At 64.2% G+C, this 25,547-nt stretch carries 23 protein-coding genes; 11 read left to right on the plus strand and 12 right to left on the minus strand.

The window, feature by feature from the left end:
- Positions 1 to 28: 28 nt before the first annotated feature.
- The 10 genes from KQI11_RS05115 to KQI11_RS05160 all read left to right on the plus strand — a co-directional run bounded on the left by KQI11_RS05115 (position 29) and on the right by KQI11_RS05160 (position 9,558).
- Positions 29 to 337 (plus strand): hypothetical protein, encoded by a 309-nt coding sequence (locus KQI11_RS05115; protein WP_216401341.1) that lies wholly within the window; start codon positions 29 to 31, stop codon positions 335 to 337.
- 40 nt (positions 338 to 377) lie between these two features.
- Entirely contained in the window at positions 378 to 2,390 is a 2,013-nt protein-coding gene (locus tag KQI11_RS05120) for a V-type ATP synthase subunit I (protein ID WP_216401304.1), read from the plus strand.
- A 1-nt stretch (position 2,391) separates the two neighbouring features.
- Positions 2,392 to 2,874, plus strand: coding sequence for a V-type ATP synthase subunit K (locus KQI11_RS05125; RefSeq protein ID WP_021658258.1), 483 nt, complete (start codon positions 2,392 to 2,394; stop codon positions 2,872 to 2,874).
- Between the two features lie 31 nt (positions 2,875 to 2,905).
- The gene (locus tag KQI11_RS05130) at positions 2,906 to 3,502 is read left to right on the plus strand and encodes a V-type ATP synthase subunit E (protein ID WP_185915080.1); all 597 of its coding nucleotides are present in this window, start codon (positions 2,906 to 2,908) and stop codon (positions 3,500 to 3,502) included.
- A 35-nt stretch (positions 3,503 to 3,537) separates the two neighbouring features.
- The gene (locus tag KQI11_RS05135) at positions 3,538 to 4,503 is read left to right on the plus strand and encodes a V0D/AC39 family V-type ATPase subunit (protein WP_216401305.1); all 966 of its coding nucleotides are present in this window, start codon (positions 3,538 to 3,540) and stop codon (positions 4,501 to 4,503) included.
- A complete protein-coding gene (locus tag KQI11_RS05140; protein WP_185915078.1) occupies positions 4,496 to 4,846 on the plus strand; it encodes a V-type ATP synthase subunit F in 351 nt (116 codons plus the stop codon). Before KQI11_RS05135 ends, KQI11_RS05140 begins: the two co-directional genes overlap by 8 nt.
- Positions 4,843 to 6,615, plus strand: coding sequence for a V-type ATP synthase subunit A (locus tag KQI11_RS05145; RefSeq protein WP_216401306.1), 1,773 nt, complete (start codon positions 4,843 to 4,845; stop codon positions 6,613 to 6,615). Before KQI11_RS05140 ends, KQI11_RS05145 begins: the two co-directional genes overlap by 4 nt.
- A gap of 1 nt (position 6,616) precedes the next feature.
- The gene (locus KQI11_RS05150) at positions 6,617 to 7,990 is read left to right on the plus strand and encodes a V-type ATP synthase subunit B (protein WP_021658264.1); all 1,374 of its coding nucleotides are present in this window, start codon (positions 6,617 to 6,619) and stop codon (positions 7,988 to 7,990) included.
- Between the two features lie 33 nt (positions 7,991 to 8,023).
- Positions 8,024 to 8,692 (plus strand): V-type ATP synthase subunit D, encoded by a 669-nt coding sequence (locus KQI11_RS05155; protein WP_216401307.1) that lies wholly within the window; start codon positions 8,024 to 8,026, stop codon positions 8,690 to 8,692.
- Between the two features lie 161 nt (positions 8,693 to 8,853).
- On the plus strand, positions 8,854 to 9,558 hold the full coding sequence (locus tag KQI11_RS05160) for a DUF1287 domain-containing protein (RefSeq protein WP_216401308.1): 705 nt from the start codon (positions 8,854 to 8,856) through the stop codon (positions 9,556 to 9,558).
- Positions 9,559 to 10,079: 521 nt separating this feature from the next.
- On the opposite strand, the gene KQI11_RS05165 is transcribed toward KQI11_RS05160, so the two are convergent.
- From KQI11_RS05165 to KQI11_RS05185, 5 genes are read right to left on the minus strand one after another with little or no spacing between them, the layout of a single operon-like run.
- Positions 10,080 to 10,325 (minus strand): RDAC family protein, encoded by a 246-nt coding sequence (locus KQI11_RS05165; RefSeq protein WP_216401309.1) that lies wholly within the window; start codon positions 10,323 to 10,325, stop codon positions 10,080 to 10,082.
- 37 nt (positions 10,326 to 10,362) lie between these two features.
- Positions 10,363 to 10,623: a TfoX/Sxy family DNA transformation protein gene (locus KQI11_RS05170; RefSeq protein WP_185915073.1), complete on the minus strand. Its 261-nt coding sequence runs from the start codon at positions 10,621 to 10,623 to the stop codon at positions 10,363 to 10,365.
- 38 nt (positions 10,624 to 10,661) lie between these two features.
- Positions 10,662 to 12,197: a cardiolipin synthase gene (gene cls, locus KQI11_RS05175; protein ID WP_216401310.1), complete on the minus strand. Its 1,536-nt coding sequence runs from the start codon at positions 12,195 to 12,197 to the stop codon at positions 10,662 to 10,664.
- 3 nt (positions 12,198 to 12,200) lie between these two features.
- The gene (locus KQI11_RS05180; protein ID WP_216401311.1) at positions 12,201 to 13,682 is read right to left on the minus strand and encodes a M20/M25/M40 family metallo-hydrolase; all 1,482 of its coding nucleotides are present in this window, start codon (positions 13,680 to 13,682) and stop codon (positions 12,201 to 12,203) included.
- A gap of 24 nt (positions 13,683 to 13,706) precedes the next feature.
- Positions 13,707 to 14,774, minus strand: coding sequence for a lipid II:glycine glycyltransferase FemX (locus KQI11_RS05185; protein WP_216401312.1), 1,068 nt, complete (start codon positions 14,772 to 14,774; stop codon positions 13,707 to 13,709).
- A gap of 679 nt (positions 14,775 to 15,453) precedes the next feature.
- Here KQI11_RS05185 and KQI11_RS05190 point away from each other — a divergent pair.
- Positions 15,454 to 16,398: an RluA family pseudouridine synthase gene (locus tag KQI11_RS05190; protein WP_216401313.1), complete on the plus strand. Its 945-nt coding sequence runs from the start codon at positions 15,454 to 15,456 to the stop codon at positions 16,396 to 16,398.
- 83 nt (positions 16,399 to 16,481) lie between these two features.
- On the opposite strand, the gene KQI11_RS05195 is transcribed toward KQI11_RS05190, so the two are convergent.
- From KQI11_RS05195 to KQI11_RS05225, 7 genes are all read right to left on the minus strand, one after another.
- Positions 16,482 to 16,874, minus strand: coding sequence for a hypothetical protein (locus KQI11_RS05195; protein ID WP_216401314.1), 393 nt, complete (start codon positions 16,872 to 16,874; stop codon positions 16,482 to 16,484).
- A gap of 23 nt (positions 16,875 to 16,897) precedes the next feature.
- Complete coding sequence (locus KQI11_RS05200; RefSeq protein ID WP_216401315.1) at positions 16,898 to 17,359, minus strand: hypothetical protein; 462 nt, start codon at positions 17,357 to 17,359, stop codon at positions 16,898 to 16,900.
- A 134-nt stretch (positions 17,360 to 17,493) separates the two neighbouring features.
- Entirely contained in the window at positions 17,494 to 18,699 is a 1,206-nt protein-coding gene (locus KQI11_RS05205) for an FprA family A-type flavoprotein (protein WP_242861768.1), read from the minus strand.
- A gap of 81 nt (positions 18,700 to 18,780) precedes the next feature.
- Positions 18,781 to 18,942, minus strand: coding sequence for a rubredoxin (locus KQI11_RS05210; protein WP_021658277.1), 162 nt, complete (start codon positions 18,940 to 18,942; stop codon positions 18,781 to 18,783).
- 85 nt (positions 18,943 to 19,027) lie between these two features.
- Positions 19,028 to 21,850 carry an excinuclease ABC subunit UvrA gene (gene uvrA, locus KQI11_RS05215; protein ID WP_216401316.1) on the minus strand — a complete coding sequence of 941 codons (2,823 nt, stop codon included), beginning with the start codon at positions 21,848 to 21,850 and terminating at the stop codon, positions 19,028 to 19,030.
- A 17-nt stretch (positions 21,851 to 21,867) separates the two neighbouring features.
- On the minus strand, positions 21,868 to 23,841 hold the full coding sequence (gene uvrB / locus KQI11_RS05220) for an excinuclease ABC subunit UvrB (RefSeq protein ID WP_185915066.1): 1,974 nt from the start codon (positions 23,839 to 23,841) through the stop codon (positions 21,868 to 21,870).
- A gap of 392 nt (positions 23,842 to 24,233) precedes the next feature.
- Positions 24,234 to 25,544, minus strand: coding sequence for an ABC transporter substrate-binding protein (locus KQI11_RS05225; protein ID WP_216401317.1), 1,311 nt, complete (start codon positions 25,542 to 25,544; stop codon positions 24,234 to 24,236).
- Positions 25,545 to 25,547 lie beyond the last annotated feature (3 nt).

Here is a 25,547-nt window from a genome sequence, read left to right on the forward strand (position 1 = left end):
GCAGAGTTTACAGTCAGGTGGTGAGAGAATGGCACAAGAGACAGTGGAGGCGATCCGCCAGGCAGAGCTGGCGGCGGAGCGGGCGGAGAAGGAAGCGGTCCGCGCCGCCAAGGAACTGGTGGAGACCGCCCACCAAAACGCAGACCGCACCGCGGTGGAGTTGGCGCAGGGCGCCCAGTTGGAGGCGGCCAAGGCGCTGGCCCAGGCCAAGCGCGATCAAGACGACCTTTTGAGCAAAGCGGAGAGAGAAGCCGACGCGCAGGCCCAAAAACTGCGCGAGGACGCCCTGGAAAAGCGGCCTGCTGCGATACAAGCGGTGAAGCAGGCCCTTTTGTAGGGCGTTTTCAAAAGAAACACGAGAAAGGAGGCATTTGCCTATGGCCGTACTGCCTATGAAGCGGCTGCAGCTGTGCGCCCTCAAGAAAAACCGCAAGGCGATCTTGGAGCTGCTGCAGCGCCGGGGCGCGGTGGAGGTGCAGGACACCGGCGAAGACGAGGTCTTCACCCACGCCGACATGAGCCAAGCCAGGAGCATTTTTCAAAAGAATGCCGCCCTCGCCAACCAGGCGCTGGACGTGCTGGCCCGGTTCGCCCCCGAGCAAAAGCCGCTTCTGTCGATGCTGGAGGGCCGCCAGGAAATGACCTTGGAGGAGTACACCGCCTTTCAGGACCGGCAGGACGAGACCCTAAAAGTCGCCTACCGGCTGCAGGCGCTGGACAAACGGGTGGCCGAACAGCGGGCGGAGATCCCCCGCATGCAGGCCCAGGTGGAGGAGCTGACCCCCTGGCTGGGGCTGGATGTTCCCATGCGCCACCCCGGCACCCACGCCACCGACTCCTTTGTGGGGGCCCTGCCCGGGGAGTGGACGCTGGAGGGCATCTACACCGAGCTCAAGTCCCGCGCCGAGAGCGTCTCGGCGGTGGACATCGAGATCGTCAGCGCCTCGCGGGAACAGACCTGTCTCTTTGTGACCGCCACCAAGAGCGAGGCCCAGCAGGCCGAGGACGCGCTGCGGGAGATGGGCTTTGCCCGGCCCGCCCACGTCACCCACCGGGTCCCGGCGGACAAAAAGCGGCTGCTGGAAGAGCGGATCGACAAGTTGCAGGCCAAAATCGACGCCGACGTGGCGGAGATTCACTCCCTGGCCGAGCACCGGCAGGATTTAAAATTGCTGTCGGACTTCTACGCCATGCGGGAGGAGAAATACGGGGTCATCGGCAAGCTGATGCAGTCCAAGCGCACCTTTGTGCTCACCGGCTACATCGCCGCCCGGGACGTCCCCGCCCTGGAGTCGGAGCTCACCGCCCACTTCGACGTGGCCCTTGACTTCTTTGACCCCGCGCCGGACGAGGACGTGCCCGTCGCCCTGAAAAACGGGCCCCTGGCCGCCCCGGTGGAGGGGGTCGTCGCCTCCTACAGCCTGCCCGGCCGGGGCGAGGTGGACCCCACTTCGGTGATGGCCATCTTCTACTACGTCCTCTTCGGGATGATGCTGTCGGATGCGGGGTACGGGCTGATCATGGTGGCCGCCTGCTCCTTTGTCCTCCTCAAGTGCAAAAACATCGAGTCGGGGCTGAAGAAGTCGATGCAGATGTTCCTCTACTGCGGCATCTCCACCACCGTCTGGGGGGTGCTCTTCGGCGGCTTCTTCGGCGACGCGGTGGGGGTCATCGCCAGCACCTTCTTCCACAGCGACCTGACCTTCAAGGCCCTCTGGTTCGAGCCGGTGAGCGAGCCCATGCGGCTGCTGGTCTTCTCCTTCCTGCTGGGCATCATCCACCTCTTCGTTGGGCTGGGGATGAAGTTTTACCAGCTCTGCCGGGAGGGCAAGGTCAAAGACGCCGTCTACGACGTGGTCTTTTGGTACATGTTGGTGGGCGGCGCGGTCGTCTACCTGCTGACCATGGAGATGATCACCAACATGATGGGCCTCTCCTTCACCCTCTCCCCCACCGTGGGGACGGTGGCCGCCGTTGTGGCGGGGCTGGGCGCCCTGGGGATCATCGCCTTTTCCGGGCGGGACTCCCGCAACCCCTTCAAGCGGCTGCTCAAGGGCCTCTACGGGGTCTACGGGGTCACCAGCTACCTCAGCGACATCCTCTCCTACTCCCGGCTGCTGGCCCTGGGGCTGGCCACCGGCGTCATCGCCACGGTGTTCAACAAGATGGGCACCATGCTGGGCGGCGGCGTGGGGGGCGCGATCCTCTTCACCGTGGTCTTTTTGATCGGCCACACCCTGAACATCGGCATCAACCTGCTGGGCGCCTACGTGCACACCAACCGCCTGCAGTTTGTCGAGTTCTTCGGCAAGTTTTACGAGGGCGGCGGACGCGGGTTCTCCCCGTTTGGGGCCCACACCAAATACTTCAAATTCAAGGAGGAAAAATGAAATGAGTTCTCTTGGTATTGCTTTTGCACTGTTGGGCGCGGCGCTGGCCGCACTGCTGGCCGGCATCGGTTCGGCCATCGGCGTCGGCATGGCCGGTGAGGCCGCCGCGGGCGCCATCACCGAGGAGCCGGGCCGCTTCGGCAAGGTGCTGATCTTGCAGCTTCTCCCCGGCACCCAGGGCATCTACGGCCTGCTGATCGCCTTCATCACCCTGACCCAGATCGGCATCATGGGCGGCAGCGCTGAGATGAGCCTGGCCAAGGGCCTGCTCTACTTCTGCGCCTGCCTGCCCATGGGCTTTGTGGGGCTGTATTCCGCCATCCGCCAGGCCCGCGCCTCGGTGGCCAGCATCGGCATGTTCTGCAAGCGCCCCGAGACCTTCGGCAAGGCCATCATCCTCCCCGCCATGGTCGAGACCTACGCCATTCTGGCCCTGCTGATCTCCATCCTCTCGATCTTCGGCATCGGCGGCCTGAACATCTGACCGATTCCAAAGAGTTAGGAGTTGCTTGTCTATGACAGGACTTGAAAAAATCATCCAGCAGATACAGAGCGAGTCCAGCGCCCGGGTGGAAGAGCTGTTGCAGGACGCCCGGCAGGAGGCGGCCCAGATCGAGTTGCAGGGCCGCGCCGAGGGCGAAAAGCGGGCCGCCAAGATCGCCGAGGACTCCCGCAGAGAGGTCGCCCAGCTGCACGAGCGGGCGGTCTCGGCCGCGGCGCTGCGCCAAAAGGCCCGCCTCTTGCAGGCCAAACAGCAGCTGGTCACCGAAATTCTGGAAGAGGCCCGCCTCTCCCTGGTCAACGCCCCGGAGGAGGAGTACTTCTCCCTCCTGGCCGATCTGATCGAGAAAAACGCCCAGCCCGGCGAGAGCGGGGTGCTCTACCTCAACACCCGGGACAGGGAGCGGGTCCCCCCCGCCTTCCTCAAAGACCTCAAGGCCCGGCTGGCGGGCAGCGGCGCCGCCCTCGCCCTGGCCGACGGCACCCGCCCCATCGACGGCGGCTTTGTGCTGGTCTACGGCGGCATCGAGGAGAACTGCTCCTTCTCGGCGCTCTTCTCCGCCGCCAGGGACCGGCTGCAGGACGCCGTCTGCGGGGTGCTGTTTGAGTAACCGGTGCCGTCGGGCACCGAAAAGGAGGGGTCACCATGTCTGAAAACCTGTACACCTTTGCCGTGACCCGGCTGCGCTCCAAGGAGCTTGAACTCCTGAACGGCCCGTTTATCGACCAGCTCATCGGCTGCAAGACCCACGAGGACTGCCGCCGCCTGCTGGGGGAAAAGGGCTGGGGCAAGCCGGAGGAGAGCGACGAAGAGGTGCTGCGCGCCCAGCGGCAGAAGACCTGGGAGTTGATGGGCGAACTGGTGGACGACCTCTCCGTGTTCGACGTGTTTTTGTACCCGGCGGACTACCACAATTTGAAGACGGCCATCAAGATGGTCTGCACCGGCGCCAGCGCCGAGGGGGTGTTCGTGGAAAACGGCTCCATCCCCCGGGAGGTCATCGTCAAGGCGGTGGAGGAGCACGACTACGCCCCCCTGCCCGCGGAGATGCGCCAGGCGGCGGAAAAGGCCTTTCGGGTGCTGCTGCATACCCACGACGGCCAGCTCTGCGACATTCTGCTGGACCGGGCGGCCCTCAGCGCCATCCTGAAGGCGGGCAAGGCATCAGGGAGTGAGCTGATCGCCGGGTACGCCGAGCGCACCGTGGCGGCCGCCGACATCAAGACCGCCGTGCGCTGCGCAGGGATGAAGAAGAAAAAGAGCTTCGTGCAGGACGCCCTGGCCCCCTGCGACAGCCTGGACGTCTCGGCCCTGGCCGACGCCGCCGTCAAGGGGGTCGACGCCATCTGCGAGTACCTGCAGTACACCCCCTACGCCGACGCCATCGAGCAGTTGCGGGAGAGCCCCTCCGCCTTTGAGCGGTGGTGCGACGACCTGATCATCCGGGAGATCCGCCCCCAGCTGCACAACCCCTTTACCATCGGCCCCCTCTGCGCCTACATCCTGGCGCGGGAAAACGAGATCAAGACGGTGCGGATCATTCTGGCGGGCAAGCGAAACGGCCTGTCGGAGGAGTTCCTCCGGGAAAGGGCGCGTGAGATGTATGTATAAGATCGCAGTCATGGGCGACCGGGACAGCGTGTACGGCTTCGCCGCCCTGGGCCTGGACACCTATTCCATAGACGACCCCGTCGCCGCCGGCAAAAAGCTCAAGGAGCTGGCCGGTGGCAACTACGCCATCATCTACATGACCGAGGCCCTGTTCGAGGCGCTTTCCGAGGTGGTGGACCGCTATCGGGAGGCACCGCTGCCCGCCATCATCCCCATTCCCGGCGTGATCGGGAACACCGGGATCGGCGAGGCACTGGTCAAAAAATCGGTCGAGCAGGCCGTCGGCAGCGATATTCTGTTTGGCGGCGAACCCAATGAGAGCAAAGCAGGTGAAGAGAAATGAGCACAGGTACCATCAAAAAGGTGGCCGGCCCGCTGGTCATTGCCGAGGGGATGCGCGACGCCAACATGTTTGACGTGGTGCGGGTGAGCGAACAACACCTCATCGGCGAGATCATCGAGATGCACGGCGACCTGGCTTCCATACAGGTCTACGAGGAGACCTCCGGCCTGGGGCCGGGCGAGCCGGTGGAGTCCACCGGGTCCCCCATGAGCGTCGAGCTGGGGCCCGGCCTCATCGGCAGCATCTTCGACGGCATCCAGCGCCCGCTGGACGACATCATGAAGGCCACCGGCAACAACTTGCAGCGCGGGGTGTCCATCCCCTCCCTCAAGCGGGCCGACAGGTGGGATTTTGTCCCCAGCGCCAAGGTCGGGGACAGGGTCGTCCCCGGCGACATCATCGGCACCGTGCAGGAGACCCCGGTGGTCCTGCACAAGATCATGGTCCCCCAGGGGGTGTCCGGCACCCTCGCCAAAATCGAGGGGGGCGAGTATACCATTGAAGAGGCGGTGGCCACTGTCGCCCTGGACGAGGGCGGCGAGCGCGAGCTGACCCTGATGCAGAAGTGGCCGGTCCGGGTGGGGCGGCCCTACCGGGAGAAACTCTCCCCCGACGTGCCCCTGGTCACCGGGCAGCGGGTCATCGACACCCTCTTCCCCATCGCCAAGGGCGGCGTGGCCGCCGTGCCCGGCCCCTTCGGCAGCGGCAAGACGGTGGTGCAGCACCAGCTGGCCAAGTGGTCGGAGGCGGACATCGTGGTCTACATCGGCTGCGGCGAGCGCGGCAACGAGATGACCGACGTGCTCAACGAGTTCCCCGAGCTGAAAGACCCCAAGACCGGCTACTCCCTGATGGAGCGCACCGTCCTCATCGCCAACACCTCCGACATGCCGGTGGCCGCCCGCGAGGCGTCTATCTACACCGGCATCACCATTGCCGAGTACTTCCGCGACATGGGCTACTCGGTGGCGCTGATGGCCGACTCCACCTCCCGCTGGGCCGAGGCCCTGCGCGAGATGTCCGGCCGGCTGGAGGAGATGCCCGGCGAGGAGGGTTACCCCGCCTACCTGGGCAGCCGCCTGGCCCAGTTCTACGAGCGCGCCGGACGGGTCGTCTCCCTGGGCCAGGACGGCCGCGAGGGCGCCCTCTCGGTCATCGGGGCCGTCTCCCCTCCGGGCGGCGACATCTCCGAGCCGGTGAGCCAGGCCACCCTGCGCATCGTCAAGGTGTTCTGGAGCCTGGACTCCAACCTGGCCTACTCCCGCCACTTCCCCGCCATCAACTGGCTGACCTCCTACTCCCTCTACGCCGACACCATCGGCAGGTGGTTTTCCGCCAATGTGGAGGAGGACTGGACCGATCTGCGCAACCGGCTGATGCGGCTGCTGCAGGAGGAGGCCGAGCTGGACGAGATCGTCAAGCTCGTGGGGATGGACGCCCTCTCCGCCCCCGACCGGCTGAAATTGGAGGCGGCCCGCTCGATCCGCGAGGACTTCCTCCACCAGGACGCCTTCCACGAGGTGGACACCTACACCCCGCCCCAGAAACAGGGCGCCATGATGCGGCTGGTGCTGGCCTACTTCGACGAGGCCACCAAGGCCCTGAACCAGGGCGCCTCGGTGGAGTCGCTGGTCAAGCTGCCGGTGCGCGAGCAGATCGGCCGCTTCAAGTACACCCCCGACGAGGAGATGGAGCGGGAGTACAACAACGTCCTGCACCAGCTGCAGAGCGAGATCGCCAACTTGCTGAACCGGAAGGAGGAGGAGTAACATGCCAAAGGAATACCGCACCATACAGGAAGTGGCCGGTCCTCTGATGCTGGTTCGCGGGGTGGAGAACGTCACCTACAACGAACTGGGCGAGATCGAGCTGCAAAACGGCGAGACCCGGCGCTGCAAGGTGCTGGAGATCGACGGCGGCAACGCCCTGGTCCAGCTCTTTGAAAACTCCGCCGGCATCAACCTGGACAGCTCGAAGGTCCGCTTTTTGGGCCGCACCATGGAGCTGGGGGTGTCGGAAGACATGCTCAGCCGGGTCTTTGACGGCCTGGGCCGCCCCATGGACGGGGGGCCCGACATCCTGCCCGAAAAGCGGCTGGACGTCAACGGCCTGCCCATGAACCCCGCCGCCCGCAACTACCCGCAGGAGTTCATTCAGACCGGCATCTCCGCCATCGACGGGCTCAACACCCTGGTGCGCGGGCAGAAGCTGCCCATCTTCTCCGCCTCCGGCCTCCCCCACGCCGAGCTGGCCGCCCAGATCGCCCGCCAGGCAAAGGTCCGGGGCACCGACGAGCCCTTCGCCGTGGTCTTTGCCGCCATGGGCATCACCTTTGAAGAGGCCAACTTCTTTATCGAGAGCTTCAAGGAGACCGGCGCCATCGACCGGACCGTCCTCTTTGTCAACCTGGCCAACGACCCCGCCGTCGAGCGGATCGCCACCCCCCGCATGGCCCTCACGGCCGCCGAGTACCTGGCCTTTGACAAGGGGATGCACGTGCTGGTCATCCTCACCGACATCACCAACTACGCCGACGCCCTGCGCGAGATCTCGGCGGCCCGCAAAGAGGTCCCCGGCCGCCGCGGCTACCCGGGCTACATGTACACCGACCTGGCCAGCCTCTATGAGCGCGCCGGGCGGCAGAAGGGGAAAAACGGGAGCATCACCATGATCCCCATCCTCACCATGCCCGAGGACGACAAGACCCACCCCATCCCCGATCTGACCGGCTACATCACCGAGGGGCAGATCATCCTCAGCCGGGAACTCTACCGCAAAAACGTCACCCCGCCCATCGACGTCCTCCCCTCCCTCTCCCGACTCAAGGACAAGGGCATCGGCGAGGGCAAGACCCGGGCGGACCACGCCAACACCATGAACCAGCTCTTCTCCGCCTACGCCCGCGGCAAGGAGGCCAAGGAGCTGATGGTGGTGCTGGGCGAGGCGGCCCTCACCGACATCGACAAGCTCTACGCCAAGTTCGCCGACGAGTTTGAGCGGGAGTACGTCTCCCAGGGCTACCACGCCGACCGCAGCATCGAGGAGACCCTGGACATCGGCTGGAAGCTGCTGCGCATCCTCCCCCGGAGCGAGCTCAAGCGGATCAAGGACGAATACCTGGACGAGTACTACTCGGCCGACTGAGCCCGCCAAAACCCATAGAAAGGGGGAATACCATTGGCATCTACCCATGTAAATCCCACCCGGATGGAGCTGACCAAGCAGAAAAAAAAGCTGGCCACCGCCATGCGGGGGCACAAGCTGCTCAAGGACAAGCGAGACGAGCTGATGCGGCAGTTTTTGGAGCTGGTGCGGGTGAACAAGGCCCTGCGGGAAAAGGTGGAGCGGGGCATCGGCGCCGCCAACCAGAACTTCGTGATGGCCCGCGCCGCCATGGAGGACGAGTACCTGGCCGCCGCCCTGATGACCCCCAAACAGGAGGTCACCCTGGACGCGGGGGCCCGCAACGTGATGAGCGTGGAGGTCCCCCAGTTCTCCTACCGGACCCGGACCTCCGACCCGGGGGACATCTACTCCTACGGCTTTGCCTTTACCTCCAGCGAGCTGGACGGGGCGGTCAAGAGCCTGGCGGACGTGCTGCCCGACCTGTTGCAGCTGGCCGAGTGCGAAAAGGCCTGCCAGCTGATGGCGGCCGAGATCGAAAAGACCCGCCGCCGGGTCAACGCCCTAGAGCACGTGATGATCCCCGAGACCCAGGAGAACATCCGCTACATCACCATGAAGCTGGACGAGAACGAGCGCAGCACCCAGATCCGGCTGATGAAGGTCAAGGACATGATGCTCGAACAGGCGCACCACTACAAGGAGCGCCAGGCCGCCGACTGATTGGGCGGACAGAGAGACCTGCCGAGAGGGCCGCTCCCCTATTTTGGGGGGAGCGGTCCTCTTTTCTTTGCCGGGGAGATGAGCTATAATGGAAAAAATGCGGGCAATCTGTCCGCCCTGCAGGGGCGGCGGACGGCGCGCGAGAAAGGGGGGGCTGGGAGATGGCAAAACAGGTGCGGACAGGGGCCGACGGGGGCGCGCAGTCCCCCCGTTGGCGGTGGGGAAAGCAGCAGATCGTGCTGCTCTCCCTCTGCGCGCTGGTGGTCCTCGCGGTGGTCTGCGGGGTGCTGGACTACCACTCCCTCCTCCCCAAGCGCAGCTACACGGCGGCGGATTTCGGCGTGGAGACCCTGCGCAGTGAAACCGACCGCAATGGCAACGGGGTGGACGATTTCACCGACATCCTCGAGGGGGCCCGGAAGGCGGTGGAGGAAAACCCGGTCTACGACAACTCCTACGCGGCGGGCGGCTACCCGGAGGCGGGCAGGGGCGCCTGCACCGACGTGATCTGGCGGGCGCTGGCCCACGCCGGGTACGACCTAAAGGGGATGGTGGATGCAGACATCGCCCTGGAGCCGGCTGCCTACCCCGGCGCAGAGGACCCCAACATCGACTTTCGGCGGGTGAAAAACCTGGAAGTCTTCTTTTCCCGCCACTGCGCCGTCCTCACCCTGGACCCCTACCAGGTGGCCGACTGGCAGCCGGGGGACATCGTCACCTTCAGCCCCAGCCATATCGCCATCGTCTCGGACAGGCGCAACCGGGACGGGGTGCCCTACATCATCCACCAGGACGGCCAGCCCCAAAAGGAGGAGGACGCCCTCACCCATCGCACCGTCACCGGGCACTACCGGTTCATTGTATAAACGCCCAACAAGCCGTCCGCGCCAGCTGGGAGCGGTCTGGCCATTCTGCCGCATCCACTCCCAGCGCCCTGCCGGCGGTAAGATTGCCCCCAAAGGCCGGGGGGATAGGACACGGCCTCGCTGACGCTCTGGCGGCAGGTGTGGTGCACCGCGCCGTTTTTGCCCACTGCCTCCTCCGGAGAGAGGGGCCGCCCTACACCGGCGGCCCCTCTCTTTTTGGCAGAAGAAAACCCCCGGCCATGCCGGGGGTTCAGAGATACTGCATTGATACCGCAAGCAAGCGTGCCAAAAAGACAGCAGAGGGCACCCAAGCCAGCCCAAAGAAGGGCAGGTTGAAGACCAGACGGCAATCAAAGAATAGATGGACCCGTTTGCGGGCAGCAAGCAACAAACGCGTACAAGCGGCGGGTCGCACCAACGCGCCTCAAGGCGCGGCCAGCAGCTTGGGGCTTTGCCCGCAATATGACAAAACCGCCAGCCTTGTCGACGGGTCCCCACCTCCCTTTTGACAGGGCGCGAGTTCAATCGACCCAGAAATTGAGCTTCTCCTCGTCGCCGTAGGTGATGCGAAAGCGGCGGGCGGCGAAAAACGCCTCCACCGTCTGCCGCATCTCCTCAAAGCGGCCGGAACAGGCGCACTCCCCCAGTGGTTCGATCCAGCAGGACTGTTTGCCGCAGGCATCCCGCAGGTGGACGCGAAAGGCCAGGCCCCGCTCCTCCAACAGGTGGTTGCAGTCGAGAATGTCGGTCAGTGAGATGATGTTCATTTTCTCTCTCCCCTCTCTGCGGCCCGGCCGCAGCCGTTTACCCTCTCTCCAAACCGCTGTAAAAGGCCTTTAGATCGGCCTTCACATCGGGGGGCAGCTCCTTTTTCGGCAGGCCGCGGATGGCCCCTTCCAGGGCGTAGAGCAGGTGCAGGCAGGCCCCCGGGTCGGCGTGCAGCCGCACCCGCAGCAGAGCCTCCTTGGCCCCCACCTCCCGCAGCTGCTCCGGGGTCTCGATCCCCGCGCGGCGCAGCTTTTCCTCCGCCACCCGGCCCAGGCCGGTCATCTGGTGAAGTTCCATCTCGCGCTCTCCTCTTGGCCGTCCGGCCCCACAGCCCCCTACATCAGGGGGGAGAACACCCGCAGCACCGCCGCGAACATCCGCTTGTAGAGGGGGATGGCGTTGTACTTTTTCATGGTCATCTGCTCGCAGCACTCCAGGGTCTGCAAGAAGTCCTTTTTCAGCTGGAGCACCGCCTTGGAGCGGTACATCCAGACACCGCACTCAAAGTGCAGGTAGAGGCTGCGAAAGTCCAGGTTGGTGGTGCCCACCACCGCCACCTTGTCGTCGGCGACAAAGGTCTTGGAGTGGATAAAGCCGGGGGTGTACTCGTAGATTTTGACCCCCGCTTCCAGCAGCTGTTTGTAGTAGGAGCGGGTCACCATGTGCACATACCACTTGTCGGGCACGTGGGGGGTGACGATCCGCACGTCGATGCCGCTCTTGGCCGCCAGGTTGAGGGCGGTCACCACCTCGTTGTCGACGATCAGGTAGGGGGTGTTGATATAGACGTATTCAGTGGCGTTGTTGATGATGTTCAGGTAGACCTGCTCCCCCACGATCTCGTCGTCCATGGGGCTGTCGGCGTAGGGCTGCACATAGCCGTCGTTTTCACAGGGGGCGGGCATGTACCGCTCGGGGCGAAACTGGCTGAACTCCTCCCCCTTCTTGGTCTCGTACTGCCAGAACTGCAGGAACATCACCGTCAGGTTCCAGACCGCCTCCCCCTTGAGCATGATGGAGGCGTCCTTCCAGTGGCCGTGCTTCTCGTATCTGTTGATGTACTCGTCGGCCAGGTTGATGCCGCCGGTGAAGCCCACATACCCGTCGATGACGGTGATCTTGCGGTGGTCGCGGTTGTTCATCTGCATCTGCAACCGGGGGCGGAACTTGTTGAAGGCGTAGCACTTGATCCCCTTCTGGCGCAGCTCCTTGTAGTAGCCGCTGGGGAGGGTGACCAGGCTGCCCACGTCGTCGTAGAGCATCCGCACATCCACCCCCTGGGCGGCCTTGCGCTCCAAGATCTCCAGCACCGTGTCCCACATCACCCCGGCCTGAACGATAAAGTACTCCATAAAGATGAAGTGCTGGGCCTTTTCCAGCTCCTCCACCAGCTTCTCAAACATCCGCTCCCCCGGGGAGAGGTAGCAGGTCTCGGTGTTCTTGTAGACCGGGTAGAAGGAGTTGTTGCTGATGTAGAGGGACTGTTTGGCGGTGTGCCTGCTCAAGGACTCGATCTCCTCGGTGACCACCCGGTTGGCGATCAACTCGTCCTTGGTCTTGTCGTAGATTTCGCTGACCCGGCCGCGCAGGGCCCGGGGCACCTTGTTGTTGCCGAAAAAGACGTAGAAGAGCCCGCCGAAGATGGGCAGGGCCATGACGATGAGGATCCAGGGGATCTTGTAGGCCGGGTTGTCGTCCTTGGAGATGACCCAGACAGCACAGAGGCCGCTGAGGACGATGAGAATGGGCTGTAAGTAGACAAATTCCTCGCTGAGGCGCCAGATGGCGACCACCAGAAAGGCCGCTTGCAGGAGGATCAAGACCCCCACGATGACGATCCTGCTGAGCAGGACCTTGGCTATTTTTTTCATACTTTATCCTTGTCTGTGCTCTGATTTTGCCGGTGCGGCGGGCGAATAGCTCTGCACCAGCTCCTTGTAAAAGAGAACGGCCTTGGCCAGCGCCTCCACGCCGAGGTTCTCGTCCACCCCGTGGATGCTGCCCAGCTGCTGTTTGTCGATGGAGAGGGGGGCAAAGCGGAGCACGCAGTCGCAAATCCTCTCGTAGTGGCGGGAATCGCTCCCCTGCAACATGATGTAGGGGGCCACCCCCGCCTCGGGGAAGGTCTTTTGCACGCAGGCCTTTACCGCCTGGTAGCCGTAGCTGTCGGCGGAGGAGACGCCCGAGCAGTCCCACCCCGATACCAGCTGTACCTCCACGTCAAAGCGCTCGCCGATGGCGCGCAGCTTCTGCATGGTGGCCTCCTTGCGCTCGTGGGACATGAAGCGCAGGTTGGCGGTGATGGACGCCTCCTGGGGGATGACGTTGGCCGCCTCGCTCCCCGCGGCCATGGTAAAGGCGCAGGTGGTCTGGAGCATGGCCCCGGCCTGGGCGCTGAATTTGGGGAGGACCGACTTGAGCAGGGGCTTAAAGAGCCAGAGATTTGCCAGCACCAGCCGCAGGGGCATGCTCATATAGGGGGCCATCTCCCGGAACATCCCCTCCACCGGCGGGGTGAACTGCACCGAGAAGGGATTTTTCTTCTCTATGTAGTTCACCATCCCCGCCAGCCGGGCCAGGGGGGTGCCCCTGGGGGGCGTGGAGGCGTGGCCGCCTGTTGACTTGGCCACAAACTTGACCTGGGCGTTCCCCTTCTCCATCAAACCGATCATGGCGAACTTGCAGTCGAGGCCGGGCAGGGGGCTGTCGGCCACCACGCCCCCCTCGTCCAGCACCAGGCCCAGCTTGACCCCCTGGGCGGCCAGGTAGTCCACCGTGGCGGGGGCGCCGGGGCCGTTGATCTCCTCGTTGCAGGAGGAGGCCAGATAGACGTCTTGCGGGGGGACGTACCCCTCGGCCAGCAGCTCCTCCACCGCGTTCATAAAGCCGCAGAGGGAGCCCTTGGTGTCCACCGCACCCCGGCCCCAGATGACCCCATCCTCAACCTCGCCGGCAAAGGGCGGGTGGCTCCACGCCCCCTCGGCGGGCACCACGTCCATGTGGGACATGAGCAGCAGGGGCAGCCGGTCGGAGCGGCCGCTCCCCCTCCAGCGAAAGAGGAGGGCGCCGTCCAGCTCCACCCGCTCCAACTGGCGGTGGATGTTGGGGTAGAGCTCCTCCAGCAGCCGGTGGAAGGCGTAGATCTTTGACAGGTCCCCGCCCGGGGCCACGGTGACCGTCTCCTGCGCCAGCATCCGGGAGAGGGTCTCGGCGTAGTGCTCGACCCGCTCCTCCGGCGGCAGGGGCGCCCCCTGGGGCGACACCGACTTGGTCCCCACCCGCAGGGTGTTGACCAGGATGGCGGCAATCAGCAGCAGCAAAAGCCCCAGTACCGCCCACAAAATGATCCAACCCATCTGTCCTCTCTCCCCTCTCGGCCTTTAGTTGGCCTTGGCCGCTTTGGCCTTTTTGCGGGCCCGGCGCTTGCGCATCCTGGCCTGCAGCTTTTCAGAAAAATCGACGAATTTCTCCACCCAGGGGGTAAAGACCAAATCGAACTCCCCGGCAAAGGTGACCACCTGGCCGTTAAAGCCCTTTTTGAAGAGGTAGACCCCGTGCATGTGGTCGTTCCCCGACAGGTCCAGGGGGATGCCCTGAAAGTCGTAGACCACGCAGCCGGTGTCCACCGCCCACTGGATCATCTCCCACTGCATCAGGTGGTTGGGCATGACGTTGCGAAAGGCGTTGTCCGACGCGCCGTAGACATAGCAGGTCTTGCCCGCGTAGTTGGTGGTGATGGCGCCGGAGATGGGCTGCCCCTCGTAGTAGCAGAGGTAGAGGCGCACCTGTTCGCCCAGGGCGTCGAGCATCCGCTCGAAGTAGCTCATGGGGCGGGTGTTGAAGCCGTCGCGCTGGCCGGTGACCTGGTAGACCTTCATAAAGTCTGGCAGGTCTGCCTTGGTGCCCACCTTGCAGACCACCCCCTTGCGCCCGGCCAGGCGGATGTTGTAGCGCCACTTCTGGTGGAAACTGGCCAGCAGCTCCTCCTTGGTGCGCCCGGCCAGGGGCAGCATGTAGTTGCTGCGGCGCTGGATGGTGTCGTCGTCGGTCTGGTCCTCGGTGTAGGTGAAGCCGTATTTGCGGGCCATCTCCACAAAGGCGGTGTCCCCGGTCATCACCATGGGGTCCATCTTAAAGGCAAAGCCGTGCTCCAACTTGGCCACCGCCTTGACCCCTTCGACCAAGTCGGCAAAGACGGCCTCGTCGCCGTAGTCAAAAACCGGGCCCCGGGGGGCATAGAGAAAGTGGCGGTTCAGCCCCGGCACCTTTTTGGTGAGGATGAGCATCCCCCCCACGATCTCCCCCGCCGCATTGCGGGAGACCACCACCCGGTGGCCCCAGCCGGCCTTGACCTCCGGCCAGTGGATGGACTGGGTAAAGCCGCCGTTTTTGTGGGCGCTGACAAACGCCTCGTACTCTCCGTATCTGCTGGGTTCCAAAATTTCCAAAACCAACGCCCTCTCTTCACATATTCCCACAGCTCTCCCCGCGAGCGGGGAAGCCGCATCTCAAAAATCATTTTCCCTCCGCCGGGGTGTCCAGCGGTAAAAAGGCAATCCGAGCCGCCCCAAAAGGGGGCCGTTTGAGGATGGGTCAAAACCGCCCCCCTCAAACCACTCGCCCGGCGACCTCACCGCCCGGCGGCGGATCTTTGCCCCGGCGGAGTTTGCGGGGAATGGCCGCTGACCTCCCACACTGGGCGGTCGGCAAGCCGTCTCCCCGGGGCGGGACTGCACCGGCCCTGAAAAGCGCTGCCGCCCGTCCTGGTAAAAGGCGGACCGCCCTGCCGACCGGACGCGAACCGCCCGACAGGGTCCGACGCGCCCCCAACGCCGGGGAACAGCCGCTCGCCAGCCGGGCGACGGCTGCATTCGCCGCCATTCTCCCACAAGCGCCGGGTGTGCACAGGGGGATGGCCAGAAGGCAGAGAGCATACAGCGTTTGTGCATCTGCCCGGCCGTCCCCGGCACACTCGCCACTTGGTGGTTATTATACCATATTTTGCCCCCGCGCGCACGGCAAATCCCCGGGAAGCGGCTTTTCCCAGAGGGGTTTTTGTGATATGATGGGAGCGCAGCCGCAGCGGGCCAAACTCTGCCCGCCAAGCGGCAGAGGGGAGGTTGTTTTTTGAGGGAATTCACAGTGGACAGGGCGGCGGACGGGCGGCGGTTGGACGCCCTGCTGGGGGAGCTGACCCACGGTCTGCCCCAGCCCCTTCTCTACAAGTTTCTGCGCAAGGGCCGCGTCCGGGTCAACGGGAAGCGGGTCTCCCAGCCCGGGCACCGGTTGCAGGCGGGGGACCGGCTGGAGTGCTATCTCAACGACGAGTTCTTTCAGCGCCCCTCCCCCGAAAACGCCTACCTGCGGGTCAAGCCCCGATTTCAGGTAGTGTACGAGGACGAAAATATCCTCCTGGCGGACAAGTATCCGGGACTGCTGGTCCTCCCCGACCGGGAGGAGGGGGTCAACACCCTGGAGGCCCAGATCCAGCGCTACCTCTACGACCGGGGGGAGTACCGCCCCGGCGAGACCTTTCCCCCTGCCCTCTGCAACCGCATCGACCGCTGGACCGGGGGCATCGTCATCGCCGCCAAAAACCAGCCCGCCCTGGAGGAGATGCTGGAGCGCATCCGCCTGCGGCAGGTGCAAAAGACCTACTGGTGCGTGGTTCTGGGCCGCCTCCCCCGCCGGGAGGGGACCCTCACGGGCTACCTCTTCAAGGACAGCAAGAAGAGCCGGGTCTACGTCGGCGACAGCCCCCGCCCCGGGGCCAAGCAGGCGGTGACCCACTACCGGGTCTTGCGGGCGAACCGGGAGCTGAGCCTGGTGGAGGCCCGGCTGGTGACCGGGCGCACCCACCAGATCCGCGCCCAGTTCGCCGCCGCCGGCCACCCCTTGCTGGGGGACGGCAAGTACGGCCGGGAGCCGGTCAACCGCCGCTACCACCAGCCCTACCAGGCCCTCTACTCCCGGGAGGTGACCTTTGCCTTCCCCCCCGGCGAGGGGGTGCTGCAGTACCTGAGCGGCCGGCGCTTTCAGGTGGCCCAGGTCCCCTTTGAAAAGCTGGTGTGACCCCGTCGCCCGGCCCCTTTTTCCCCAAACAAAAGAGCGCCCCCTCCCCCGCCGGTGCGGGGAGAAGGGAGCGCTCTTTCTCTCTAGCTGGAAAAGTGCAGCCAAAACTCCCACTTCAGCAGCAGCCAGCCCGCCAGGGCACTGGCGGCGTTGGCGGTGAGGGCGTAGGCCACCCGGCGGCCCCTCCCCTGCCCCCGCAGCAGGTAGAGGTAGAGAAGGGTCTCGGCCCCGGCCACCGCCAGTTCCAGGGGGACGAGGGCCGCGTAACCGGCGAGCAGCCCGTGCAGCAGGAGCTGCCGCCCCAGGGTGGCGGTCAAAAAGAGCTGGGTGCCCAGGTTGACCAACAGGAAGACCAGCCCGTTTTTCTTGAGGGGGAAGCGGAAGGCCAGCAGCAACACCCCCTCGATGAGGAGGGTGGGCAGCAGCGTCACGGCGAACTGGCGCAGGTAGGCCAGCCAGATGCTGGGGCGGGCCATCTGCCCGGTCTGGTAGTCGTAGGTCAGGGTGGTCTGAAAGGTGACCCGATCGACCCAGTCGGAGACCCGCAGCCCCCCTCCGGCGTGGCGACAAGGAGTTTGAAGCGGTCGGGCACCCCGAAGTAGCCGAAGGTGTGGCGGCGGCTCTCCCCCCGCGCCTCTCCCTGCAAGTCGCCCCACATGGGGGCGCGGGTGCCGACGGTCAGACCGGCGTGCCACCCGCCCTCCCGGTAGTCGGCCAGCAGGGCGAGCTTTTGCGGGTCATACTGGGCGCGCCGGTCGCCCAGGTTGTCGTAGTCCCCCTCGGGGACCAGCAGGTCCAGGTAGTACTCCCCCTGGGGCGGGTGTTCCACCACCACGATGACCTGGGGCTTGGGGCCCATATCGGCCTGGGCGACGGCGGGAAACAGGGCCAGCAGCAAACAGAGGCAGAGGGCCAGACGGGCCCCGCCCCGCAGCGGCCGAGCGGTGTCAAAGGGCTTCACGGCAGACTCCCCCTTTCCGGGCGCGGGTGGGTGTTCTCTCTGCCACCAGTATACCAGAAACGCCCCAGCCGGCGCCAGGGGCGGGGCACAAAAAAGGGCCGACCCCGCGGGGCCGGTCCTTTTTCGCGCGCTGTTTAGAGTTTCTCGGCAAACTCCTTGCCGTAGGCAAAGGCCTTTTTCAGATCCTCCTCGCTGGGGACAAAGGTGACCTTCAGCCCGTCCATGGCCACATTGAACTTGAGGTTGCTCAGGTAGCCGTTGAGCAGGGGCACCGCCTCGCCGCTCCAGCCGAAGGAGCCGAAGACGGCCACCGGCTTTTTCTGGTTGCCGATGGCGTCGATGTGGGCCAACAGGTTCCAGATGGGGGGCACCGCGTTGCGGTTGATGGTGGGCGAACCCAGCAGGAAGGCGGTGCTTCGGTTGAGGGCCGCCGCCTGCTCGCCCAGGTCGTGCTCGATGACGTTGTAGAGGGGGATCTCCGCCTCCGGCTTGACCGAGAGGATGCCGGCGCGGATCTCCTCGGCCAGCTGGGTGGTGTTGCCGTAAGCCGAGCAGTAGAAGATGGGGATCAGCGGCTTTTCGCCGGCGGGCTCGGCGCTCCACTGGCGGTACTGCTCCATCACCCACTCCAGGCAGCAGCCCTTGGTCAAAATGGGGCCGTGGCTGGTGCAGGCGGTGTCAAAATCGAGGGTGGAGAGGATGTCGAGCCCCTTGCGCACATAGCTGGCAAAGGGGGAGAAGATGGCGTCGTAGTAGACCTTGACCGCCTCTTCATAGGCCTTGGGATAGGTGACCTTGTTGTCCCACACCAGGGGCTCGCAGTAGTGGGCGCCCAGGAAGTCGCAGGTAAAGACCACCTTGTCCTCCGGCAGGTAGGTGAAGATGGAGTCGGGCCAGTGGAGGAAGGGGGCCGAAAGGAAGGTCAAGGTCTTGCCGCCCAGGTCGCGGGTGTCACCGTTTTTGACCACCTCCACCTTCATGTTGGGGTTGTTGGTGATCCCCTTGAGGTAGATGCTGCCCGCCTGGCTCACCAAAACGGTGATGTCGGGGTATTTTTCAACGAGTTTTGCCACCGCGCCCGAGTGGTCGGGCTCGCAGTGGTTCATCACCAGGTAGTCCACCTTGGCGATGTCGCAGACCTGCTCCAGCGTCTCGAGGTAGTCCTCGGCAAAGGTGAGGTGGGAGGCGTCGATGAGGGCGGTCTTCTCGCTGCCCACCACCGTGTAGGCGTTGTAGCTGGTGCCGTATTCGGTGCGCATCACCACATCGAAGACCCGCATGTTGGGGTTGAGGATCCCGGTGTAGTAGATGCCGTCCTTGATTTTCTTGGTTCCGGACAAAGTGATCTCCCCTTTTCTTTTGACAGTCCTGGCAAAAAAGAAGGGCGGCCGCGCCACAGGCGGCTGCCCCGATCGCTTCTTTTACGCCTGCTCTTCAAACATGTCCTTGCCCACGCCACAGAGGGGGCAGACAAAGTCGTCGGGCACGTCGGCCCACTTGGTGCCGGCGGCGATCCCCTCGTCAGGGGCGCCAGCGGCCTCGTCGTACACGTACCCACACACAGTGCAAACATATTTTGCCATTGTGGAACACTCCTTTTTTCTTTGATTTGGTTTCTGACCCAATTATACTGAATTACTCCACGATTGTAAAGGGGCTCTTTCGATTTCAGAGCATTTTTTTCAAATATTGTCCAGTGTAGGAGCGCTCCACCTTGGCCACCTGCTCGGGGGTACCGGTGGCGACAATCTCGCCCCCCTCGTCGCCCCCCTCGGGGCCGATGTCGATGAGGTAGTCGGCCACCTTGATCATGTCCAGGTTGTGCTCGATGACGATGACGGTGTTCCCCGCGTCCACCAGCCGCTGCAGCACGTCGATGAGCTTGTGCACGTCGGCGGTGTGCAGGCCGGTGGTGGGCTCGTCCAGGATGTAGACGGTCTTGCCGGTGGCCCGGCGGGAGAGTTCCAGCGCCAGCTTGACCCGCTGCGCCTCGCCGCCCGAAAGGGTGGTGGCCGGCTGGCCCAACTTGACGTAGCCCAGCCCCACGTCCAGCAGGGTCTGCAGCTTTTCGCGGATGCGGGGGATGTTCTCGAAGAAGGCGCAGGCCTCCTCCACCGACATCTCCAACACGTCGTAGATGCTCTTGCCCTTGTATTTTACCTCCAAAGTCTCCCGGTTATACCGCTTGCCGCCGCAGACCTCGCAGGGGACGTAGATGTCCGGCAGGAAGTGCATCTCGATCTTGATGATGCCGTCGCCCTGGCAGGCCTCGCAGCGTCCGCCCTTGACGTTGAAGGAGAAGCGGCTGGAGCTGTAACCCTTGGCCTTGGCGTCGGCGGTCTGGGCGAAGAAGTTGCGGATGTCGGTGAACACCCCGGTGTAGGTGGCCGGGTTGGAGCGGGGGGTGCGGCCGATGGGCGACTGGTCGATGCCGATGACCTTGTCCAGGTGTTTGAGACCCAGGACCTTTTGGCATTTGCCCGGCTTGGACTTGGCGCCGTTGAGCTTTTGCGCCAGGGTCTTGTAGAGCACCTCGTTGATGAGGGAGGACTTGCCCGAACCCGAGACCCCGGTGACGCAGGTGAAGGTGCCCAGGGGGATCTTCACGTTCACGTCCTTGAGGTTGTTCTGGGCCGCGCCCTTGACCTCGAGGAACTTGCCGCTCCCCTTGCGCCGGGTCGCGGGGACCTCGATTTTCTTGACCCCGCAGAGGTACTGGCCGGTGATGGAGCGCGCACAGCCCTCGATGTCCTGCAGAGAGCCCTGGGCCACTACTTCGCCCCCGTTGACACCCGCCCCGGGGCCGATGTCCACAATGTAGTCGGCGGCGCGGATGGTGTCCTCGTCGTGCTCCACCACGATGAGGGTGTTGCCGATGTCCCGCAGGTGGCGCAGGGTGGCGATGAGCTTGTCGTTGTCCCGCTGGTGCAACCCGATGCTGGGCTCGTCCAGGATGTAGAGGACCCCCACCAGGGAGGAGCCGATCTGGGTGGCCAGGCGGATGCGCTGGCTCTCCCCCCCCGAGAGGGTGGCGGCGGCGCGGGAGAGGGTCAGGTACCCCAGCCCCACGCTGCGCAGGAAGTTGAGCCGGGATTTGATCTCCTTGAGGATCTGGTGGGCGATCATCTCGTCGCGGGGGGTGAGCTCCATCGAGTCGATGAAGCGCAGGGCGTCCACCACCGACAGGTCGGTGAAGTCGATGATGTTCTTCCCCGCCACCGTCACCGCCAGGGAGGCCTTTTTCAGCTTTTTGCCGCCGCAGTCGGGGCATGGCACCGAGCTCATGACCTCCTGGATCTCCTCGCGCATCCAGGCCGAGTTGGTCTCGCGGAAGCGGCGTTCCAGGTTGTTGACGATCCCTTCAAAGGTGGTCTTGTACTTGCCGGTGCCGTACTCGTTCTGGCGGGTCATGTCGATGGCCCGGTCGCCGGTGCCGTAGAGGATGGCGTTCTGCCCCTCCTCCGAAATCTCCTCAAAGGGGGTGTTCAGGGTAAAGCCGTAGGCCTTGGCCAGCCCGTCGTAGTACATGTGAGAGATGGTGGAGGCGTCTTTGTAGTACCAGCCGGAGGCGCGGATGGCCCCCCCGCGGATGGACTTGGACTTGTCCGGCACCACCAGTTCGGGGTCCACCCGCAAAAAGGTGCCCAGGCCGGTGCACTTCTCGCAGGCGCCGTAGGGGTTGTTGAAGGAGAACATCCGGGGGGAGAGCTCCTCGATGCTGATGTCGTGGTCGGGGCAGGCGTAGTTTTGGGAGAAGAGCATCTCCTCCCCCCCGATGACGTCGATGACCGCCAGCCCGCCCGAGATGGAGGTGGCGGTCTCCAGCGAGTCGGTCAGGCGGGACTTGATCTCCTCCTTGATGACCAGCCGATCCACCACGATCTCGATGGTGTGCTTCTTGTTCTTCTCCAGCTTGATCTCCTCGGAGAGGTCGAAGATGCTGCCGTCCACCCGCACCCGCACAAAGCCGGAGCGCTTGGCCGACTCAAACTCCTTGACGTGCTCTCCCTTGCGCCCGCGCACCACCGGGGCCAGCACCTGGATGCGGCTGCCCTCGGGGAGGGCCAGCACCTTGTCCACGATCTGGTCGACGGTCTGCTGCTTGATCTCCTTGCCGCAGATGGGGCAGTGGGGGATGCCGATGCGGGCGTAGAGGAGGCGGAGGTAGTCGTAGATCTCGGTGACGGTGCCCACGGTGGAGCGGGGGTTGCGGGAGGTGGTCTTCTGGTCGATGGAGATGGCCGGAGAGAGCCCCTCGATCAGATCCACGTCCGGCTTCTCCATCTGCCCGAGAAACTGGCGGGCGTAGGAGGAGAGGCTCTCCACGTACCGGCGCTGGCCGTCGGCGTAGATGGTGTCGAAGGCCAGGGAGGACTTGCCCGAGCCGGAGAGGCCGGTAAAGACCACCAGCTTGTCCCGGGGGATCTCGATGTCGATGTTTTTCAGGTTGTGCTCCCGGGCCCCTTTGATGACGATTTTGTCCATTGCCACTGTCGTATTTCCTCGCTTTACTTTAAGGATTTGAGCTGCTCGATCTTGTCGCGGAGGAAGGCCGCCTGCTCGAATTCCAGCAGTTGGGCCGCCTGGCGCATCTCCTTGGTCAGCTTGTTGATCATCTCGGCCTTCTTTTCCCGGCTGAGGCGCTTGTACTTCTTGACGTCGTCGGTGTCCTTCTTGGAGATTTCGATGACGTCCCGCACCGCCTTGATGATGGTCTTGGGGACGATGCCGTGGGCCTCGTTGTAGGCCTGCTGAATGGCGCGGCGGCGCTCGGTCTCGCGGATGGCCGCCTCCATCGAGCGGGTGACCACGTCGGCGTACATGATGACCTGGCCGCCGGCGTTGCGGGCGGCGCGGCCGATGGTCTGCACCAGGGAGGTCTCGCTGCGCAGGAAGCCCTCCTTGTCGGCGTCGAGGATGGCCACCAGGGAGACCTCGGGGATGTCCAGCCCCTCCCGCAGCAGGTTGATGCCCACCAGCACGTCGAACTCGCCCAGCCGCAGGTCGCGGATGATCTCCATGCGCTCGATGGTCTCGGTGCCGTGGTGCATGTACCGCACCCGCACCCCCATGTTCTCCAGGTAGGCCGTCAGGTCCTCGGCCATCTTCTTGGTGAGGGTGGTCACCATCACCCGCTCCTTGCGGGCGGTGCGCTTTTGGATCTCGGTGTAGAGGTCGTCAATCTGCCCCTCGATGGGCTTGACGATCACCTCGGGGTCGGTGAGGCCGGTGGGGCGGATCACCTGCTCCACGATCTGGGTGCTCTTCTCCCGCTCAAAGTCGCCGGGGGTGGCCGAGACGAAGACCGCCTGGTTGATCTTGCCGTAGAACTCGTCGAAATTCAGGGGGCGGTTGTCAAAGGCCGAGGGGAGGCGGAAGCCGTAGTCCACCAGGTTTTTCTTGCGGGCGTAGTCGCCGGCGAACATCCCCCGCACCTGGGGCAGGGTCACGTGGGACTCGTCCACAAAGAGGAGGAAGTCGTCGGGAAAGTAGTCGATGAGGGTGTTGGGGGTGCTGCCCGGCGCCCGGCCGGAGAGGGTGCGGGAGTAGTTCTCGATCCCCTTGCAAAAGCCGATCTCCTGCAGCATCTCGATGTCGTACATGGTGCGCTGCTCGATGCGCTGGGCCTCCAGCAGCTTGTCGTGGGACTTGAAGTACTGGATGCGCTCGCGCAGCTCGTCCTGAATGTCGGTGATGGCCCGCTGCATCTTCTCCTTGGGGACGATGTAGTGGCTGGCCGGGTAGATGGCGATGTGGCCCAGCACATTCTTGCTCTCCCCCGTCAAGGGGTTGATTTCGGAGATGCGGTCCACCTCGTCGCCAAAGAACTCGATGCGCACCGCCGTCTCGGTGGAGTAGGCGGGGTAGACCTCCACCACGTCCCCCCGCACCCGGAATTTATTGCGGGTGAAGTTGACGTCGTTGCGCTCGTACTGCAGGTCCACCAACTGCTTGACCACGTCGTCCCGGCTCCTCTCCATCCCCGGGCGCAGGGAGATGACCATGGTCCGGTAGTCGATGGGGTCGCCCAGGGAGTAGATGCAGGAGACGCTGGCCACCAGGATGACGTCCCGCCGCTCCGAGAGGGCGGCAGTGGCCGAGTGGCGCATCTTCTCGATTTCCTCGTTGATGGAGGAGTCCTTTTCGATGTAGGTGTCGGTGGAGGCCACGTACGCCTCGGGCTGGTAGTAGTCGTAGTAGGAGACGAAGTACTCCACCGCGTTTTCGGGGAAGAACTCCCGAAACTCCGAACAGAGCTGGGCGGCCAGGGTCTTGTTGTGGGCCAGCACCAGGGTGGGCCGGTTGACCTGGGCGATGACGTTGGCCATGGTGAAGGTCTTGCCCGAGCCGGTGACCCCCAGCAGGGTCTGCTCCTTGTCCCCCCGCTCGATCCCCTCCACCAGCTGGGCGATGGCCTGGGGCTGATCGCCGGTGGGCTGATAGGGGGAGACCAGCTTGAAAGACCCGTTCGTATTTCCCATTTCTGCACCTCCCTGCCGCCCCCGCCGGGCGGGGACGAGATAAACCAGACAAACACTAAAAATCTCAAAAAACAGACAATATAAGACGTGTGTGACCGCCCTTGTCCCCCCTTTTTTCCTCGGGCGGGCAAAGGCGCACACACAAGAACTCGAGTCTATATTATAGCACAGCGGCCCCCTCTTTAAAAGGTTCACAAGGAAAAACATTTGTTTGTAAGAAATTGAAATTTATATCTATTTTTGCCAAATCGCCGCGGGAAATGCAGGGGCGCCGACCACTGCACAGCAGGGGGCAAGAGGGCGCGGGACTTCGGAAGCAGCCTTCCCCTATTTTCCCACGCAAAAAGCCGGAGAGAGGCTGGACAGGATCGTCCAAGCCCTCCCCGGCCCCCCTACTCGTCCCCGTACTTTCCAATCTGTTCGAGCTGGATGGCGTTGTACTTCTCCGCCGCCTCCTGGGCAGAGAGACCGTCGATCATCTCTAGGCAGAGGGTGCGGGTGGTGTCCCAATAGGTGAAGTGCAGGTTCATGTCCTCAATGGGGATCTGCCCCTCCCGGTTGACCAGGGGCAGCAGTCTTTGCATGTGCTCAGCGCCCAGCGGCACCCCCTCTTGACCCTCCCGCGACGGCAGGGAGCCGTCCCCGTTTGTCAACAGCTCCGCGGCGGTGGCGTCTGTTATATACTCCGCCACCTCCAGCGCCTCCTCCAGGTGTTCGCTGTTGGCATTGACACAGAGGCGGTCGGCAATGGAGGGCAGACAGACTGTCCCCTCCGGGAGAGCGGGCACCCCCTGCACCAAATAGGGCATCCCCTCCCCCTCGTCGACAAAGTACTTCTCCACCCCGCTGCTGAAAAAGGCAAAGGCGACCTTCTGGTTTTGAAAATCCTGCAGGTCGGTGGTGCGGGCCGGAACGCTGTCCACCCCTTCCCGGGTCAGGTCGTCCCCGTAATAGCCCTGGTCCAGGAACTCCTCGAACATCTGAAAGCCCTCTAACATGTAGTCGCCGATGGGGACGCTCCCGTCGTTGAGGCCCTCCACCAGCTCGCCGTAATGCTCGGACTGGTAGAGCTTGTAGAGACCCCTCGCCATCACCGGCACGGTCATGGCGTACCAGCGGTTGACGGCAAAGGGGGTCACCCCGCCCTCTTTGAGCACCTGGCAGCAGTGCATCCAGGAGCTGTAGTCCGCAGGGGGCTCAAGGCCGTATTTTGCCAGCAGGTCGGTGTTCACATACATCCCGTAGGCCGCCATGGTGAGGGGGATGGTGTAGACCAACCCGCCTATTTCCGCCTGCTCTCGCGCCGCGGGGTAAAGGCGGCTGCAGGCCGGCAGCCCGGACAGATCGCACAGATACCCGTTGGCGGCAAAGGACTTGACGCTGTCCGCGTTGACGGTGAAGAGGTCGTCCCCCTGGCCGGACGCCAGACGGCGCTCCAACACCTCGTTGTACCCGTCCTTTATGGAGATCCCCTCCACCTCGACCTGCACGTCGCTGTGGGAGGCGTTGTACTGGTCGATCAGTTTCAAGAATATGTTGGCGCCCTCCTTCTTCTGGGCGCCCATGGGCATGAAAAACGACAGCACGACGGGCTCTGTCTCCTCGTCCAGGCGCATCCCGCTCTTGGGCTCGCAGCCGCAAAGTCCCCCGGCCGCCATCGCCGCGCAGAGCGCGATCGCCATCCCTCTCTTTAGGTGTTTCACCTG

Source organism: Acetanaerobacterium sp. MSJ-12 (assembly GCF_018917875.1).
GTDB classification, from domain to species: domain Bacteria; phylum Bacillota; class Clostridia; order Oscillospirales; family Ruminococcaceae; genus Bittarella; species Bittarella massiliensis.

What these genes read in the sequence shown, in the direction of transcription:
- KQI11_RS05115 (WP_216401341.1), top strand. Translation starts at nt 29, where the DNA reads ATGGCACAAGAGACAGTGGAGGCGATCCGCCAGGCAGAGCTGGCGGCG.
- KQI11_RS05120 (WP_216401304.1), top strand. Translation starts at nt 378, where the DNA reads ATGGCCGTACTGCCTATGAAGCGGCTGCAGCTGTGCGCCCTCAAGAAA.
- KQI11_RS05125 (WP_021658258.1), top strand. Translation starts at nt 2,392, where the DNA reads ATGAGTTCTCTTGGTATTGCTTTTGCACTGTTGGGCGCGGCGCTGGCC.
- KQI11_RS05130 (WP_185915080.1), top strand. Translation starts at nt 2,906, where the DNA reads ATGACAGGACTTGAAAAAATCATCCAGCAGATACAGAGCGAGTCCAGC.
- KQI11_RS05135 (WP_216401305.1), top strand. Translation starts at nt 3,538, where the DNA reads ATGTCTGAAAACCTGTACACCTTTGCCGTGACCCGGCTGCGCTCCAAG.
- KQI11_RS05140 (WP_185915078.1), top strand. Translation starts at nt 4,496, where the DNA reads ATGTATAAGATCGCAGTCATGGGCGACCGGGACAGCGTGTACGGCTTC.
- KQI11_RS05145 (WP_216401306.1), top strand. Translation starts at nt 4,843, where the DNA reads ATGAGCACAGGTACCATCAAAAAGGTGGCCGGCCCGCTGGTCATTGCC.
- KQI11_RS05150 (WP_021658264.1), top strand. Translation starts at nt 6,617, where the DNA reads ATGCCAAAGGAATACCGCACCATACAGGAAGTGGCCGGTCCTCTGATG.
- KQI11_RS05160 (WP_216401308.1), top strand. Translation starts at nt 8,854, where the DNA reads ATGGCAAAACAGGTGCGGACAGGGGCCGACGGGGGCGCGCAGTCCCCC.
- KQI11_RS05165 (WP_216401309.1), bottom strand. Translation starts at nt 10,325, where the DNA reads ATGAACATCATCTCACTGACCGACATTCTCGACTGCAACCACCTGTTG.
- KQI11_RS05170 (WP_185915073.1), bottom strand. Translation starts at nt 10,623, where the DNA reads ATGGAACTTCACCAGATGACCGGCCTGGGCCGGGTGGCGGAGGAAAAG.
- cls (WP_216401310.1), bottom strand. Translation starts at nt 12,197, where the DNA reads ATGAAAAAAATAGCCAAGGTCCTGCTCAGCAGGATCGTCATCGTGGGG.
- KQI11_RS05180 (WP_216401311.1), bottom strand. Translation starts at nt 13,682, where the DNA reads ATGGGTTGGATCATTTTGTGGGCGGTACTGGGGCTTTTGCTGCTGCTG.
- KQI11_RS05195 (WP_216401314.1), bottom strand. Translation starts at nt 16,874, where the DNA reads ATGGCCCGCCCCAGCATCTGGCTGGCCTACCTGCGCCAGTTCGCCGTG.
- KQI11_RS05210 (WP_021658277.1), bottom strand. Translation starts at nt 18,942, where the DNA reads ATGGCAAAATATGTTTGCACTGTGTGTGGGTACGTGTACGACGAGGCC.
- uvrB (WP_185915066.1), bottom strand. Translation starts at nt 23,841, where the DNA reads ATGGGAAATACGAACGGGTCTTTCAAGCTGGTCTCCCCCTATCAGCCC.